Source organism: Lactococcus sp. AK05 (assembly GCF_041026685.1).
Lineage (GTDB): Bacteria > Bacillota > Bacilli > Lactobacillales > Streptococcaceae > Lactococcus > Lactococcus lactis.
Map to the genome: position 1 here is coordinate 67832 of NZ_JBFTEI010000007.1, position 14795 is coordinate 82626.

The 14795-nt window shown below is 37.0% G+C and carries 16 protein-coding genes and 1 riboswitch; of the genes, 11 read left to right on the forward strand and 5 right to left on the reverse strand.

Features of this window, described 5'->3' with window-relative positions:
* The first annotated feature begins 66 nt into the window (after nucleotides 1–66).
* The 3 genes from AB6B24_RS11160 to dnaX are packed head-to-tail and all read left to right on the forward strand — an operon-like array spanning nucleotide 67 to nucleotide 2935.
* Nucleotides 67–555, forward strand: a complete 489-nt coding sequence (locus AB6B24_RS11160) for a GAF domain-containing protein (protein ID WP_081200162.1) — start codon at nucleotides 67–69, stop codon at nucleotides 553–555.
* A gap of 31 nt (nucleotides 556–586) precedes the next feature.
* Nucleotides 587–1228, forward strand: coding sequence for a phosphotransferase (locus AB6B24_RS11165; protein WP_003131958.1), 642 nt, complete (start codon nucleotides 587–589; stop codon nucleotides 1226–1228).
* A gap of 48 nt (nucleotides 1229–1276) precedes the next feature.
* Complete coding sequence (gene dnaX, locus AB6B24_RS11170; RefSeq protein WP_311805889.1) at nucleotides 1277–2935, forward strand: DNA polymerase III subunit gamma/tau; 1659 nt, start codon at nucleotides 1277–1279, stop codon at nucleotides 2933–2935.
* A 34-nt stretch (nucleotides 2936–2969) separates the two neighbouring features.
* Here the strand turns inward: dnaX and AB6B24_RS11175 are convergent, their stop codons facing one another.
* The 3 genes from AB6B24_RS11175 to AB6B24_RS11185 all read right to left on the reverse strand — a co-directional run bounded on the left by AB6B24_RS11175 (nucleotide 2970) and on the right by AB6B24_RS11185 (nucleotide 5539).
* Nucleotides 2970–4436, reverse strand: a complete 1467-nt coding sequence (locus AB6B24_RS11175) for an amino acid permease (RefSeq protein WP_369164692.1) — start codon at nucleotides 4434–4436, stop codon at nucleotides 2970–2972.
* Nucleotides 4437–4593: 157 nt separating this feature from the next.
* A riboswitch (Lysine riboswitch) is annotated at nucleotides 4594–4776 on the reverse strand.
* 257 nt (nucleotides 4777–5033) lie between these two features.
* Nucleotides 5034–5315, reverse strand: a complete 282-nt coding sequence (locus AB6B24_RS11180; protein WP_038602465.1) for a hypothetical protein — start codon at nucleotides 5313–5315, stop codon at nucleotides 5034–5036.
* A gap of 8 nt (nucleotides 5316–5323) precedes the next feature.
* Nucleotides 5324–5539, reverse strand: a complete 216-nt coding sequence (locus AB6B24_RS11185; RefSeq protein ID WP_080739894.1) for a lactococcin family bacteriocin — start codon at nucleotides 5537–5539, stop codon at nucleotides 5324–5326.
* 382 nt (nucleotides 5540–5921) lie between these two features.
* Here AB6B24_RS11185 and AB6B24_RS11190 point away from each other — a divergent pair, with 382 nt between their 5' ends.
* The 5 genes from AB6B24_RS11190 (at nucleotide 5922) to AB6B24_RS11210 (ending at nucleotide 9183) form a co-directional block, all read left to right on the forward strand.
* Complete coding sequence (locus tag AB6B24_RS11190) at nucleotides 5922–6776, forward strand: undecaprenyl-diphosphate phosphatase (RefSeq protein ID WP_012898664.1); 855 nt, start codon at nucleotides 5922–5924, stop codon at nucleotides 6774–6776.
* 191 nt (nucleotides 6777–6967) lie between these two features.
* Entirely contained in the window at nucleotides 6968–7261 is a 294-nt protein-coding gene (rpsF, locus tag AB6B24_RS11195; RefSeq protein ID WP_003131954.1) for a 30S ribosomal protein S6, read from the forward strand.
* Nucleotides 7262–7290: 29 nt separating this feature from the next.
* Entirely contained in the window at nucleotides 7291–7791 is a 501-nt protein-coding gene (locus AB6B24_RS11200; protein ID WP_047207005.1) for a single-stranded DNA-binding protein, read from the forward strand.
* A 173-nt stretch (nucleotides 7792–7964) separates the two neighbouring features.
* Complete coding sequence (rpsR, locus tag AB6B24_RS11205; protein ID WP_003131952.1) at nucleotides 7965–8210, forward strand: 30S ribosomal protein S18; 246 nt, start codon at nucleotides 7965–7967, stop codon at nucleotides 8208–8210.
* Nucleotides 8211–8409: 199 nt separating this feature from the next.
* On the forward strand, nucleotides 8410–9183 hold the full coding sequence (locus tag AB6B24_RS11210) for a metallophosphoesterase (RefSeq protein ID WP_095586615.1): 774 nt from the start codon (nucleotides 8410–8412) through the stop codon (nucleotides 9181–9183).
* 82 nt (nucleotides 9184–9265) lie between these two features.
* Here AB6B24_RS11210 and AB6B24_RS11215 read toward each other — a convergent pair whose 3' ends face one another.
* Together AB6B24_RS11215 and AB6B24_RS11220 are read right to left on the reverse strand one after the other, a co-directional pair.
* Nucleotides 9266–9574, reverse strand: coding sequence for a DUF960 domain-containing protein (locus tag AB6B24_RS11215; protein ID WP_047207001.1), 309 nt, complete (start codon nucleotides 9572–9574; stop codon nucleotides 9266–9268).
* 37 nt (nucleotides 9575–9611) lie between these two features.
* A complete protein-coding gene (locus AB6B24_RS11220; RefSeq protein WP_021463449.1) occupies nucleotides 9612–10460 on the reverse strand; it encodes a MurR/RpiR family transcriptional regulator in 849 nt (282 codons plus the stop codon).
* A 192-nt stretch (nucleotides 10461–10652) separates the two neighbouring features.
* Between AB6B24_RS11220 and gnd the strand changes: the two genes are divergently transcribed.
* From gnd to AB6B24_RS11235, 3 genes are all read left to right on the forward strand, one after another.
* Nucleotides 10653–11558: a phosphogluconate dehydrogenase (NAD(+)-dependent, decarboxylating) gene (gene gnd / locus AB6B24_RS11225; RefSeq protein WP_311805951.1), complete on the forward strand. Its 906-nt coding sequence runs from the start codon at nucleotides 10653–10655 to the stop codon at nucleotides 11556–11558.
* Between the two features lie 120 nt (nucleotides 11559–11678).
* On the forward strand, nucleotides 11679–13190 hold the full coding sequence (gene gntK / locus AB6B24_RS11230; RefSeq protein ID WP_311805885.1) for a gluconokinase: 1512 nt from the start codon (nucleotides 11679–11681) through the stop codon (nucleotides 13188–13190).
* 133 nt (nucleotides 13191–13323) lie between these two features.
* Nucleotides 13324–14739 (forward strand): gluconate:H+ symporter, encoded by a 1416-nt coding sequence (locus tag AB6B24_RS11235; protein ID WP_015427203.1) that lies wholly within the window; start codon nucleotides 13324–13326, stop codon nucleotides 14737–14739.
* The last annotated feature ends 56 nt before the right edge of the window (nucleotides 14740–14795 follow it).

The window sequence follows — 14795 nt, forward strand, 5'->3', positions numbered from 1 at the left end:
AACTAATCTAAAATTTGCCTTTAAAAAATGATATAATGGATTATATTATTTTTGAGGAGCAACAAGATGAATAAAGAAGAAAAAATCGAAGGTTATGAGTTGCTTAATTTGCAACTAAAAGCGCTTCTTAGTGAACAAAATTATACACTTTCAAACTTAGCCAATGCAAGTAGTTTACTTTGGAGCTTTTTGCCTGAGCAAGTTTATACAGGTTTCTACCTCTACAATGGTGAAAAATTAATTTTAGGGCCATTTCAAGGGTCTGTGTCTTGCGTTGAAATTATAATGGGCAAAGGGGTTTGTGGGGAATCAGCTCAAAATCGCCAAACCATTATTGTTGAAAATGTAAAGAAACACAAAAATTATATTTCTTGTGACGGTCGAGCAATGTCTGAAATTGTTGTTCCAATGGTTAAAGATGGTAAATTAGTTGGGGTTCTTGACTTAGACAGTTCAGAAATTGGTTTTTATGATGAAATCGACCAAAAATATCTTGAAGAATTTGCTAACGTTTTATGTGAAATGACTGATTTTAAATTTTTTGAAGTAGGTTAAATCAAAATTTTAAAGGGTATCGGAGAAAAAAATGAGTGAAATAGTAAAAAAATTTATTGCTGACCGTTTCGGGGAAAAAGAAGGAACATCTGTAAATCCAGGTAATATTGGAGATGTTCGTGAATTTGCGCAAGAATTAGGAAGTTTTCTCTATCAATTACATCGGCTACCAACAACAGATGCAAAGTCACCTAGTTTTGAAAATGCTTTTGCTGGTTCTGATTTGATTTTCTTTGAAGCTGAGATGATAGAACTTTTGAAAGTCTATCAAAAAGTTGTTCCTGCTGACCTTTTGCAAGAAAAATTTGATTTTGCAGCAAAAACAAAATGGTCCAAGAAACCTGTTTGGGTTTTGGGAGAATTGCTTACGCAAAATTTAAAAGTTACTGACGGAAAGTTAGTTAATGTCAAAATTACTGACAAAGCTGTTATTGGTGATCCAGCTTTTGATTTAGCAATTGCTTGGACGATTTTTGATGAAAAAGCACGTAAAATATTTTTTGCGGCAACCGAAGCAGATGAGGCAACGATTAATCGAGCAAGAATGTTCGCCCTCAGACAGGCCCTCAGAAATTATCAATCACAAGATATTGATGAATTGATTCAATCACGTGATGCTTCAACTGAAATTTTAAAAGACTTAAACTATAGTCTTGGGCAAGATTTCTATTGAAACAAGCGGATATGAAAAGAATACTAAGTAAAAAATTGGAAGAGAAGAATGGCATATCAAGCATTATATAGAAAATATCGAAGTCAAAGATTTGATGAAATGGTGGGGCAAGAAGTTGTAGCAACAACATTAAAAAATGCGATTGTCAATCATCAAATTTCACATGCTTATCTTTTTTCTGGTCCAAGAGGGACAGGGAAAACCTCAGCAGCTAAAATTTTTGCTAAGGCAATAAATTGTCCTAATCAAGTGGATGGAGAGCCCTGCAATAATTGCTTTATTTGCGACTCAATCACTAAAGGAAGCTTAGATGATGTCATTGAACTTGATGCGGCATCAAATAATGGGGTTGATGAAATTCGAGAAATTCGAGATAAATCAACTTACGCAGCTAGTCAAGCCACTTATAAGGTTTATATTATTGATGAAGTGCATATGCTTTCAACTGGGGCTTTTAATGCACTTTTGAAAACACTAGAAGAACCTACAGAAAATGTTGTTTTTGTCTTGGCTACTACTGAATTACAAAAAATTCCAGCAACCATTATTTCGCGTGTTCAACGTTTTGCTTTTAAATCAATCACAACAGGAGACATTCGGACTTATTTAGCAAAAATAATGGCTGATGAAGGACTTGAATTCGACGGTAAAGCACTCGATGTTATTGCTAAAGCAGCTGAAGGTGGAATGCGTGATGCCCTCTCTTTATTAGACCAAGCCTTATCGTTTTCATCAGGAAAATTAGAAGAAAATGATGCACTACTTGTCACAGGGTCGATTGCTGCAGATGCTTTAGTAACATATGTTGCAGCACTTTTTGAGCATGATGAAGCAAAAGCACTGACGGAACTTGATAAGATTTTTGCTGAAGGAAAAAATATGCTTCGATTTACGGAAGATTTATTAGCATACCTTCGGGATTTACTCTTGGATAAAAATTCTCAGTATGACCGTGGTCAAATTTTTTCATGGATTGATATTGCAATTGAAAGTTTGAAAACGATAAAGGAAACGACTCAAACAAAAATTGCGGCAGACGTCATGACCATGCGTTTGGCTGAAATTGGACAAAATAATTTACTGACAGCTTCGCAAGGAGAAATCCCTAATCAGCTGACAGCCGAAATTGCTACTTTAAAAACCGAAATTAATCAATTGAAAGCTCAAATTTCAGCTGGTCAAATTCAGGTAAATTCAGATTCACAAAATAATTTACTGACAGAAAAAGTTAAAGCTAGTCCGAAACCAATAGCGTCTAAAAAACGTCAAATTAACAAAGATTTAATTTATAAAGCTTTGGCTGAGGCGACAAATGAAGCTAGAAAAGCTGCTCTAAGTGCGTGGCCAGAACTTGTTGCTTCGGTAACTAAACCGGCAGACAGAGCTTTACTTAATAATACAGCGCCTGTCGCTGCGTCAGAAAATTTTCTTGTGGTGACTTTTCCTCATGAGAATCTTGCTAAAAGAGTCAGTGAAAATGAAGAATTGCAACTTTTTTGTGGGAATCTCTTGAGTTCAATTGCTGGATTTGCGCCAGAAATTATTTCTCTTGCTGAACAAGACTGGCAAGAAGTTCGGGCGGAATATGTTTCTAATTTAAAATCTGAAAATGTTCAAGAAGATGAAGAAGATGAAAAAGAGCCGGATGAAACGGTAAACTTAGCTAAAGAACTCTTTGGTGAAAAAGTAGTTGAAATTAATGATTAAACTAATAAAAAAGCCGCTCATTGAGCGACTTTTTTTAATCTTTATGACGACTTAAATCAACCTCTTTAAGTGGGATAAGTTTCGTTTTGTTTTTAAATTTATAACCCAAGTAAAGGATGAAGAAGAGTGGAATTGCGGCATACATGATGACACCTTGCACCCAAGTTTTACCAAAAAGAAGCATTGGGTCTTGGCCGAGTGTGACTAAAACGGTCATAATTAAGGCTAAGATTGGACCAAATGGGAATAGTTTTGCATGATAAGGTAATTTTTTAACATCTTTTCCTTGAGCAACATAGGCGCGACGGAAGCGGAAGTGGCTAATTGCAATCCCAATCCAAGCAATAAATCCTGTTAAACCAGAGGCTGAGACGAGGAATGTAAAGAAGCTAACTCCGTAAATTGATGTCAAGAATGTGAGTAAAGCAACAGCAGTTGTAGCTAATAAAGCAATGAAAGGAATCCCGTTTTTTGAAGTTTTTGAGAAAATCTTTGGTGCGCCACCATCTTTAGCTAGTGAATAAAGCATCCGAGTAGAGGCATACATTCCAGAGTTTGCTGCTGAAACGACAGAAGTTAAAACAACGGCGTTCATGATAGAAGCTGCAATAGAGAGACCAACACGTTCAAATACAATTGTGAAAGGGCTTTGAGCAGCTGAATCTCCTCCAACTAAGTGGGGGTCGGTAAATGGAATGATAGCCGCCATCACGAAGATAGATAAGATATAAAAGACAAGAATACGCCAGAAGATAGAGTTCATAGCTTTAGGAATTGATTTTTCAGGATTTTCAGCTTCACCAGCTGTAATTCCGAGCAATTCTGTTCCTTGGAAAGAGAAACCAGCGACTAAGAGTACGCCGAGAATCCCTCCGCCTGTAGTGAAACTACCAAGTCCTCCGACAAAACCATGATTACCAACTGAAAGATTTTTAGCGACGTCAATATGACCGCCCATAATTCCAAAAATAGATAAGAAACCAATAATCAAGAATAAAACAACAACAGTAATTTTAATGGCTGACAACCAATATTCAGTTTCGCCAAAAGTTTTAACTGATAAGGCATTGATTGCAAAGACAACAATTAAGGCAATCAGTGAAAAAATCCAACTTGGAACATCTGGTAACCAGAATTTGATACAAAGGGCAACGGCTGTTAAATCAACCGCTACGGTAATTGCCCAGTTTAACCAATAATTCCAACCTAGAGCAAAACCAAAAGCTGGGTCAACATAACGTGTTCCATAGTCTGAAAAAGAACCAGAAGTGGGTAAATAAGTGGCCATTTCACCAAGTGATGTCATGAGGAAGTAAACCATTGCTCCGATAAGAATATAGGCAGTCAGTGCACCAAAGGGTCCTGCCGTTTGGATGACATCGCCTGAAGTCAGAAACAATCCAGTTCCGATTGTTCCGCCAAGGGCAATCATGGAAACATGACGTGATTTTAAGCCGCGTTTTACTTGCGTCTCAGTAGTTGAGTTTGAAGAATTTTCCAAAATTCTCTCCCTAATAAAATTTATTCTACACCGACTTGTTTGACTCAGACCCAACCTTACTCCTGTTTAGTTTAGAAAAGTCTGAGAAAAACAAAAAAAGCAATCCTACTAGATAGAATAGATTGCTAAAGGTCCGACAAAATTTTAAAAATTTTCTTGAACGAATAGCCCTCCGCATGGTTATTAACCATTTGCGACAGTCTAGTGAGTTTTTCTCACTAGCCCAAGAACCTTGCTGAGCAACAAAATTCTTTCGGCAACCTCTCCTCCTCTAAATACGCGTCTTTGTTGTGCTCCAACTCGGCGTAGATTCATATCGGTTGCGACCTCTATCGATGTGTTATTTGTAATTCTAGCGCAATTTTAAGATGATGTCAAGGAAGAGGAGATTAGATAAGTTATAAGTAATCATTTTTTGAGTAAGTGATGGTCATTTGTTTAAATAAGGTGTACAAGCGGAGTGGCAAGAGTAAATAAGGATATAAATATTAGGTGACAAAAAACTCCTTTACAAAGGAGTTTTTTGTCAAGATGTCATGTAAAGAAAGTCATAAAGATTTTGTAACTCAGGGAGATTGATGATTTTTTCTACTCCCTTCATTGATAAACCCAGACATTTGCGTTGGGAAAGTCAGACTTTACCGTATCTAAAATTATACTAACTGGTTTTGATAATATAATATCATTGCCTGAACCATCATTGCGTTTTAGTTTTCGGTAAAGTTCACTTTGTGTGACCCATTTTATCTCTTTTGACAATTCTAATTTTGCGTTTTCCCAGTACGACTCGGGAACACGATGCTCGTCCAATATCATTGTCTGCCAATTTAATGTCCCCATATTTTTTGAAGCAGACAGAGACGTTACAAAATATTTCAATATTCTCCTTATCTTCCTGGTTTCATTCCAGGACCACCAACCCATGAACCGCCACCAGGTATATAGGGAACATACCCGCTTGATGCTACCTTTTTTTGTACCCAACTAGGAGTGCTTTGAAAAGAACTAAGTACTCCGTCAATACCTTGCCACCAAGTCATTCCGCCAGTTATCTCTGACAATTCTTTGTCAGAAATAATTTCAAAATTGTTTGGATTTTTCATTTGTAAATCCTCCCTTTTCTATTATTTTTATTCATTATAAGCGCTTACATTTGTTTTGTCAAGGTTTTTTTAAAATTAAATAAATTTTTTATAATCGATTCTTTTTTATTTTTACTCATTATGGTCGAATGAAATGGGAACAATAGTTTTTTGCTTGGGATAGTCGTTGTCAGATTGCTGACTTATGAATGAGCTAGTTGTTTCATCAGAAAGAGTAGATATCTATCTTCGCCTTTGATTAGACAGTTCATCCGTTCTAGCCAGCACATTCACGCCTTGGCCTGTTACAAGCAGTGATGTTTATGATATACTTATGAGGATAGGACTGCTATGTCAGTCGATAAAAATCAGTCTTTTTACTGAAATTTTCTAGGAGCAAAATATGGATTTTATTCGTGCCATTATTTTAGGTATTATTGAAGGGATCACTGAGTGGTTACCTATTTCCTCAACAGGACATTTGATTATTGCTGATGAATTTATTCGTCTTAATCAATCAGCAGCTTTTAAAGAAATGTTTGATGTTGTGATTCAGCTAGGAGCAATTTTGTCAGTTGTTGTTCTTTATTTTCATAAACTGAATCCATTTAATAAGTTAAATCCAGCTGACAAACAAAAAACCCCACGTGAAATTCAATTAACTTGGCGTTTGTGGTTGAAAGTTTTGATTGCGGCTTTACCAGCAGCGATTATTGGTTTACCACTTAATGACTGGTTGGACAAACATTTTTACCATTTTGTTCCTGTTGCCTTCATGTTAATTATTTATGGGGTAGCATTTATTGTCATTGAGCGTCGGTGGGTACCAAACCATGAATTTTCCGTAATGAATATTGACCGTTTACCTTATCGTGCCGCTCTTTATATTGGATTATTCCAAGTGCTTTCTTTACTTCCAGGGACATCGCGTTCAGGTGCGACAATTGTCGGTGCTTTATTAATTGGTGTAAGTCGTGAAGTTGCCGCAGAATTTACCTTTTTCTTGGGTATTCCAGTTATGTTTGGGGCTAGTTTCATCAAAATACTTCACTTTTTCAAAAATGGGAATTCTTTAAGTTTTGAACAATTTGGGGTCTTGTTAGTAGCTTGTATAGTTGCCTTTGGGGTATCAATGGTTGCCATCAAGTTCTTGACCGATTATGTGAAAAAACACGATTTTACTTTCTTTGGGAAATATCGGATTGTGTTAGGGATTATCCTTCTTATTTATGCAATGTTTAAAGCCTTCTTGGGCTGAGAATGAGATAAATTATGCCAACTCTCTTTAGTTGGTATTTTTTATTTTAAAATAGTTCTCTTTGCTGAGGGAAAGTTTAAATGTATTCTTGCTAAAAATAGAAAAAAGTGATAGAATATAACTCTGTGGGAAAAACTCACAACTTACGCAGGACTCAACCTGCGTCATTAGTCCAAAAGGAGGAAAAATCAATGACTAAATACGAAATTCTTTATATTATTCGCCCAAACATTGATGAAGAAGCAAAAGCTGCCCTCGTTGAACGTTTCGATGGAATCTTGACTGACAACGGTGCTGCAAATCTTGAGTCTAAAGACTGGGAAAAACGTAAACTTGCTTACGAAATCAATGATTTCCGCGAAGGTATCTACCACATCGCAACTTTTGAAGCTGAAACAACTTCAGAAGCTTTGAGCGAATTTGACCGTCTTGCTAAGATCAACCTTGACATTCTTCGTCATATGATCGTTAAAGTTGAAGCTTAAGAGCTTTCATTTCTAAGGAGAAGTTCATCATGATTAACAATGTTGTATTAGTAGGACGCATTACTCGCGATCCTGAACTTCGATACACCCCTCAAAATCAAGCTGTCGCAACATTTTCATTGGCTGTAAACCGTCAATTTAAAAATGCGAATGGCGAACGTGAGGCTGATTTCATTAACTGCGTTATTTGGCGCCAACAAGCTGAGAATTTGGCGAATTGGGCTAAAAAAGGAGCTTTGATTGGGGTAACTGGTCGAATTCAAACACGTAACTATGAAAATCAACAAGGTCAACGCGTTTATGTGACTGAGGTTGTGGCTGACAGTTTCCAAATGTTGGAAAGTAGATCTGCTCGTGAAGGTATGGGAGGCGGAGCTTCTGCTGGTTCATATTCTGCACCTAGCCAATCTACAAATAATACTCCACGTCCACAAACGAATAACAATAATGCAACACCGAATTTCGGTCGTGATGCTGATCCGTTTGGTAGCTCACCGATGGAAATTTCGGATGATGACCTTCCATTCTAATAGGGTGAAATAATTGACGCTAAAGCGCCTAATTATTTCAGAGAAACCCGCTATGGCGGATTTCCTAACCCTCTTACTAGTTATTATGAAAAGCAGAATCGGCTTTTCATAATAACTAGTAATCCTAAGAAAACTTTAAACAGACATCTAAAAATAATATAAGGAGAAATAAAATGGCACAACAACGTCGTGGCGGCTTCAAACGCCGTAAAAAAGTTGACTTCATCGCTGCAAACAAAATCGAAGTCGTTGACTACAAAGACACTGAACTTTTGAAACGTTTCATCTCAGAACGTGGTAAAATCTTGCCACGTCGCGTGACTGGTACATCTGCTAAAAACCAACGTAAAGTGGTTAACGCAATCAAACGCGCGCGCGTAATGGCTTTGCTTCCATTCGTAGCTGAAGACCAAAACTAATAAATGAAAGGCTGCTTCGGTAGTCTTTTTTTGTATAAAAATTTGACAAATAGAGTTGATATTTACTGACAGAATGCTCGGTTCCGTCCGAGTTTACTGACCAGAAATTTGTCAGAAAAAGAGAATAGATTGATAACTTCATCAAGTATTTTTGATTAATACTATGTTTTTGTCAGTGAATTTATGATAAAATGGACAAATGATTGAATTGATAATAGGAGCAGTGCTCTTAAGTTTGTTAATTTATGGAATTTTTATAGAGCCTCATTTGATGAAAGTGAGACATGTAAAAATCGCTCAAAAACAAAATTTAAAAATTGCTCATTTTACCGATACCCACTTTGCTTGGCACACGACTAGTCGTCGTTTTAAAAAATTTGCTCGAAATATTGCTAATGAAGAGCCAGATTTAATTATTTTTTCTGGAGATTTATTTGACAAGGTTGTTTGGGCAAAAAATCGAGATTGGACTGATTTACTGACGATATTGTCAGAACTTAAAGCTCCTCTTGGAAAATTTGCGATACTTGGTAATCATGATTTTGATGATGAAAAATCGTCAAAGTTTGTTGAAGAGTTTCTAGAAAAAGCTGGTTTTGTTCTGTTGAAAAATTCATCAGTTGTCAAAGATAATTTATCTATTTCTGGGGTTGATGACTGGCGTGAGGGACGGCCTGATTTTGAACTTGAGCCTATTGATGCAACATTTTCGCTTTTAGCCCTTCACGAACCGGATACTATTTTAGACATGGAAACAATTAAGGAATTTGATTTAATTCTTTCTGGTCATAGTCACGGAGGGCAAATTCGGATAGGAAATTGGCGTTTACGTAATAAGGGGTCAAGTAGTGCTGATGCTGGTTTGTATCAGCTCAATGACCGAACAAAATTGTATGTTAATCGTGGAATTGGTTTGACTTTCTTACCTATTCGTTTTGGAGTGCCTCCAGAAATTGTGTATTACTACATCTAAAAAAATCTGTCAGTAATTTTGACAGATTTTTTTGTTTTTTTTATTTAAAAATTTACTGACAGCTTTGTTAAAAATTCTGTCATTACATTTCTCTTGCAGTCATGATCGTTTCGCGTCCCATATTATCAACGGCTCGGTAGTGTAGAGGCCATTCAGGATTAAAAGGGTAGCCAAAATCAACGAGGATGGTTGTTGGACTATTGTCTTGAGAAAAACGAATAGAAAGTAAATTACCCGAATTAACCAAGTCGAAATTGATAATTGTTTCTAGTGGAAAAACGCCCTTGAGGTGATGATCAATAATAAACCAAAAGGCATCAATGACTTCTCCAGGAATTGACGAAACGGTATCAAAACTTGCGTAGCGTCGTCTAGTGTTAGAAAATGCCATAAAATCACATCCTTTCTATAAGATAAATGGATAAATTCTAGGAAATACGGGAATCTCGAATGACTTTTCGGATTTCAGATAAAGTCCCTTCAGAAACATTTTTCATTTTCATTCCGTACATCATAAACAAGGCATCAAGCAAACTAATTTGAGAAACAGTGGAAGCAACAGCTTCAGGTCGAAATGAAATTTCTTCGGAAATTGAAATTAGCGCAACATCGGCCGCTTTAGCTAAAGGTGAACTCGCAAAAGAAGTCAATGCAATAATTGGGACCCCGCGACTCTTCAAAATTTCAACCAAGTGCATTGTATCTCTGTTTTTTCCTGTATGTGAAATAACAAAAGCACAATCGTCGCTCGTTAATTTTGCAGCCTGCATTTGTTGGAAATGAAAATCCTGATGATAAACGCAGTGCAAAGGCATTCTCAAAAATTTATGAAAAGCAATTAATGCAACAGCGTTTGAACCACCCAAACCAAAAAAACCGCAAGTGCTGGCATTGAGCAAAACTTCCATGGTTTGGTCAAGTTGTCTGTTGGTGATAAGATTTAATGTAGAATTTAATGATGAAATATTGCCGTTGAAGTTTTTTGTCAGTATTTCTTTGTAATCATCAGTTGGTGAAAGTTCGCTAAAAAATTCATCATCTCGACTTGAGTCAGTGGCATGAATGGCAAGTTTTAATTCTTGGAAGGAATTAAAGCCGATTTTTTTAGAAAATCTGGAAATTGTAGCCGTAGAGACATGAGTTTTTTGAGCAAATTCCTGAATTGAAAGCCTCGCTGCACTATCAATATTCGCAATTAAATAGTCAGAAATTGCCTGATCTGATTTACTGAGGTTATCATAATAACTTCGGATTCGGCTGATTAAAGTACGCGACATATCAAGCCTCCTTCTAATTGACTACATTATACCATAAATAAGATTTCTCGATTTCTCAAAAATTCCAAATTCCTAACTTGAAATTGTTTTGACAAATCAGAAAATATTTTACAAAAAATATTGTTGACAAATGAAAAAAAATTACTTATACTAAAGTTATAAAATGAAAGCGATGCCACGGAGGAAAAAATGATGAAATTTGGTATGATTGGTTTAGGGAAAATGGGAATGAATCTTGTGAAAAATGCCGTTGACCATGAGATTGAAGTTGTTGCTTACGATCTAAATACAAAAGCGGTAGAGGAAGCTAAGGATTACTCAGACAATATTACCGCTGTCAGTACAATTGAAAATTTACTGACAGAATTGCCAGCAAGCAAAATTGTTTGGTTGATGCTTCCAGCAGGAACTCCTACAAATTCAACGATTGAAATGCTCTCTGAAAAGTTGTCAGCTGGAGATATTCTGATAGACGGTGGAAATTCTAATTACAAAGATAATTTAGAACAAAATAAATTACTGACAGAAAAAGGAATTAAATTTTTTGATGTTGGAACCTCTGGTGGAATGGCTGGAGCTCGTCAAGGCGGGAATTTTATGATTGGTGGAGATGATGAAAAATCTTGGACAATCATAGAACCAATCTTCAAAGCAATCTCAATGGAAGATGGCTACCTCTATACAGGGAAACTTGGCAGTGGTCATTACTTGAAAATGATTCATAATGGAATTGAATATGGGATGATGCAAGCGATTGCTGAAGGATTTGAAATTTTAGAAGAGTCACCATTTGATTATGACTATGAAGCCGTTGCAAAATTATGGAATCATGGTTCAGTAATCCGAAGCTGGTTGATGGGGCTTGCTCAAGAACAATTTTCAAAAGACCCTAAACTAGACCAAATTATCGGTCATGTTCAATCTTCAGGAGAAGGAAAATGGACCGTTGAAGAAAGCTTGGACTTGGGCGTTCCTGCCCCAGTTATTGCCTTGTCACTAATGATGCGTCAACGCTCATTACAAGAAGATACCATGACTGGAAAAGTAGTTGCCGCTCTGCGCAATGGCTTTGGCGGACATGACGTAGAACAAAAATAATTTACTGACAGATGAGAAGTGTGAGCTAACTAGGACAAAAAACTTCTGTCAGTAAAAAACTACTGATGATGAAAGAATTTAAAAGTCTGTCAGTAAATATATAGAAGAAAAGGAGCCTAAATGCAATATTTAATAGGCGTCGATTTAGGAACCACAGCAACTAAGGCAGTGCTTTTTGAGAAAAATGGAAAAATAGTTGCAAGTAGTAGCCAAGCCTATCCCCTCTATCGTGATGCTAGTGGGATGGCAGAAGAATCTCTTGAAGAAATTTTTGAAGCAGTTTTAGTGACAATCAGGGAAGTTTCAATTAATTTAGAAGATGAAGATGAACTTTTAGCCGTTTCATTTAGTACACAAATGCACTCGCTAATTGCTTTTGACGAAAATTGGCAGCCGCTTACAAGATTAATCACTTGGGCTGATACAAGAGCAGTAAAATACACCGAACAAATTAAGTCCTCTAAAAATGGTTTTGATATTTATCGAAGAACCGGAACTCCTCTTCATCCAATGGCTCCTTTATCTAAATTTATCTGGTTAGAAGCTGAACATCCAGATATTTATCAAAAAGCAGCCCACTATTTGGAACTTAAAGGATACATTTTCCAACGACTTTTTGGAACAAATAAAATGGATTTATCAACCGCAACAGGTACAGGTATCTTCAATATATTTGAACTTCATTGGGATAAAGAAGCGCTAGAGTTGACTGGAATCAAAGAAAGTCAATTGCCCAAAGTAGTAGAACCCTATGAGATAGAAGAAAACCTTCCTCACGAATATGCCAAGAAAATGGGAATTCAAAGCAGCACCAAATTTATTTGGGGTGCAGCCGATGGTCCATTATCAAATTTAGGAGTAAATGCGATTAAACCGGGTGTTGCAGCCATCACAATAGGAACATCTGGTGCGATTCGAGTAGTTACTGATAAACCTAAAACAGATGAAAAAGGACGCACATTTACCTATGCATTAGACAAAGAGCATTGGGTAGTCGGTGGCCCCGTAAACTCTGGTGGAGATGTTTTCCGTTGGGCTCGTGACCAAATTTTTGATGGGAAAATTTCTTTTGATGAAGTCACGGAACTTGCAGCAAACATTTCCCCGGGCGCTGATGGCTTGCTTTTTCATCCCTATCTTGGAGGCGAGCGAGCACCGATTTGGGATGCCAATGCCAGAGGTTCATTTTTTGGCCTAAACTACGGACATAATCGTAGTCATATGGCCAGATCTGTTCTTGAAGGAGTTATCTTCAATATTTATATGGTTGCGCTTAGCCTTGTTGAAGTAGTGGGCGACCTAAATATGATTCAAGCGACAGGAGGATTTACAAGCTCCGAACTCTGGACACAAATCCTAGCAGATATTTTTGAACAACCAATCAATGTGCCAGAGAGCCGAGAAGCTGGCTGTATAGCCGCCATTATTATGGCTGAAAAAGCCCTCGGCCTAATTGAAGATATCAGCGAAATCGAAACGATGGTAGGAACAAACGAAACCTATCAACCCAATCCAAAAAATTTCGAAATTTACCGAGAAATTAGTCCAATATTTATCCGACTCTCTCGCTCACTCTTGGCAGAATATGAAAATATTGCCAATTTCCAAAGAAAATTTGAAGAAGAAAAATAAACTTGTATTCTTTAAAGACTCAATACTTTCATGTATCACAAAAAAGTATTGAGTTAATTTTTAAAAGCAAATTGTAAGCGCCAGCAATCGTGCTTACACAGTATATTCAATATTTTTTGAAAGGAAAAAATATATGATTGATTTACTTGTACTTTTAATTGGGGTCTTAATCCTCCTCCTGATGATTATCAAATTTAAAATTAACACTTTTGTGTCCTTGATTGTCGTAGCGGTTTTAGTTGGGTTAGGGCTTGGAATGCCACTTGGTCAAATCCCTGTTTCAATCCAAAACGGAATCGGAGGCTCATTAGGAGAGTTAGCAATCGTTTTTGGTTTTGGAGCAATGCTTGGAAGACTAATTGCTGATGCTGGTGGAGCCTATCGTATCTCAAAAACGCTTATTAACAGTTTTGGTAAAAAAAGAATTCAATGGGCAATTATGGTTGCCAGTTTCATTATTGGGATTGCCCTCTTCTTTGAAGTTGGGATGGTTCTCTTGATTCCGATTGTCTTTGCTGTTGCCTTAGAAGCAAGCGTTCCCTTGATTTACCTCGGAATTCCAATGGCAGCCGGACTTTCAGTAACTCACGGATTCTTACCTCCTCATCCAGCACCAATTGCAATTGCCGGTGTACTAGGCGCAAATCCTGGAACTGTTCTCCTTTACGGAATTATTGCAGCAATTCCAACAGTCATTATCGCAGGTCCAGTTTTCACAAAAATTGCTAAAAAATGGGTCCCAGAAGCTTTTGTTGTAAAAAATAAACTATCCGCCTTTGGTGAAATCAAAGAGTGGAAATTAGAAGAAACTCCAGGATTTGGAATTTCTATTTTGACAGCATTAATGCCAGTGATCTTAATGGCAATCAGCACCATTTATTCTATCGCGACTAATGATGGGAAACCCTTTGCCGCAGTAACAACAAGTGCAATGAAAGCAGGAAAGGTAGTAACGACCACTACTTACCCATCAAGTTTTGTTGAAAATGTGATGATGTTTATTGGTAATCCCGTATCGGCCATGATTATTTCACTACTCTTTGCCTTGGTTACTATGGGTTGGATGCAACGTAAGAAAAATTCAGAAATTGCAGTATCAATTGCAGATTCAGTTAAGTCAATTGCGATGTTATTGTTAGTTATCGGTGGTGGAGCAGCCCTTAAACAAATTCTTATTGACGGAGGAATTTCAGTCCAAATCGCCAATATGTTTAAAGATTCACCGCTTTCGCCATTGTTACTTGCTTGGATTATTACCGTCATTCTACGTGTAGCCTTAGGTTCTGCAACTGTGGCCGCTTTAACAGCAGCAGGTTTAGTTCAACCAATGCTTGCATCAGCTTCTCCAAATACAGCCGCACTAATGGTCTTGGCAATAGGGGCAGGTTCAATTGCCGCATCTCATGTTAATGATGCAGGATTCTGGATGTTTAAAGAATACTTTGATTTAGATGTCAAACAAACATTAAAAACTTGGACAGTACTAGAAACGATTATCGCAGTTGTAGGTTTAGGAATGGTCATGTTGATGAGTATCTGGGTACATTAACAAAAAAATAAGTCAATTTTGACTTATTTTTTTAATTTGACAAAGCTAGTGGTGGC

Excerpts from the sequence above, each read along its gene's own strand:
- AB6B24_RS11215 (WP_047207001.1), bottom strand. The coding sequence starts at position 9,574 with ATGGCATTTTCTAACACTAGACGACGCTACGCAAGTTTTGATACCGTT.
- AB6B24_RS11210 (WP_095586615.1), top strand. The coding sequence starts at position 8,410 with ATGATTGAATTGATAATAGGAGCAGTGCTCTTAAGTTTGTTAATTTAT.
- AB6B24_RS11200 (WP_047207005.1), top strand. The coding sequence starts at position 7,291 with ATGATTAACAATGTTGTATTAGTAGGACGCATTACTCGCGATCCTGAA.
- AB6B24_RS11185 (WP_080739894.1), bottom strand. The coding sequence starts at position 5,539 with ATGAAAAATCCAAACAATTTTGAAATTATTTCTGACAAAGAATTGTCA.
- gnd (WP_311805951.1), top strand. The coding sequence starts at position 10,653 with ATGAAATTTGGTATGATTGGTTTAGGGAAAATGGGAATGAATCTTGTG.
- AB6B24_RS11220 (WP_021463449.1), bottom strand. The coding sequence starts at position 10,460 with ATGTCGCGTACTTTAATCAGCCGAATCCGAAGTTATTATGATAACCTC.
- dnaX (WP_311805889.1), top strand. The coding sequence starts at position 1,277 with ATGGCATATCAAGCATTATATAGAAAATATCGAAGTCAAAGATTTGAT.
- rpsF (WP_003131954.1), top strand. The coding sequence starts at position 6,968 with ATGACTAAATACGAAATTCTTTATATTATTCGCCCAAACATTGATGAA.
- rpsR (WP_003131952.1), top strand. The coding sequence starts at position 7,965 with ATGGCACAACAACGTCGTGGCGGCTTCAAACGCCGTAAAAAAGTTGAC.
- AB6B24_RS11190 (WP_012898664.1), top strand. The coding sequence starts at position 5,922 with ATGGATTTTATTCGTGCCATTATTTTAGGTATTATTGAAGGGATCACT.
- AB6B24_RS11160 (WP_081200162.1), top strand. The coding sequence starts at position 67 with ATGAATAAAGAAGAAAAAATCGAAGGTTATGAGTTGCTTAATTTGCAA.
- gntK (WP_311805885.1), top strand. The coding sequence starts at position 11,679 with ATGCAATATTTAATAGGCGTCGATTTAGGAACCACAGCAACTAAGGCA.
- AB6B24_RS11235 (WP_015427203.1), top strand. The coding sequence starts at position 13,324 with ATGATTGATTTACTTGTACTTTTAATTGGGGTCTTAATCCTCCTCCTG.
- AB6B24_RS11165 (WP_003131958.1), top strand. The coding sequence starts at position 587 with ATGAGTGAAATAGTAAAAAAATTTATTGCTGACCGTTTCGGGGAAAAA.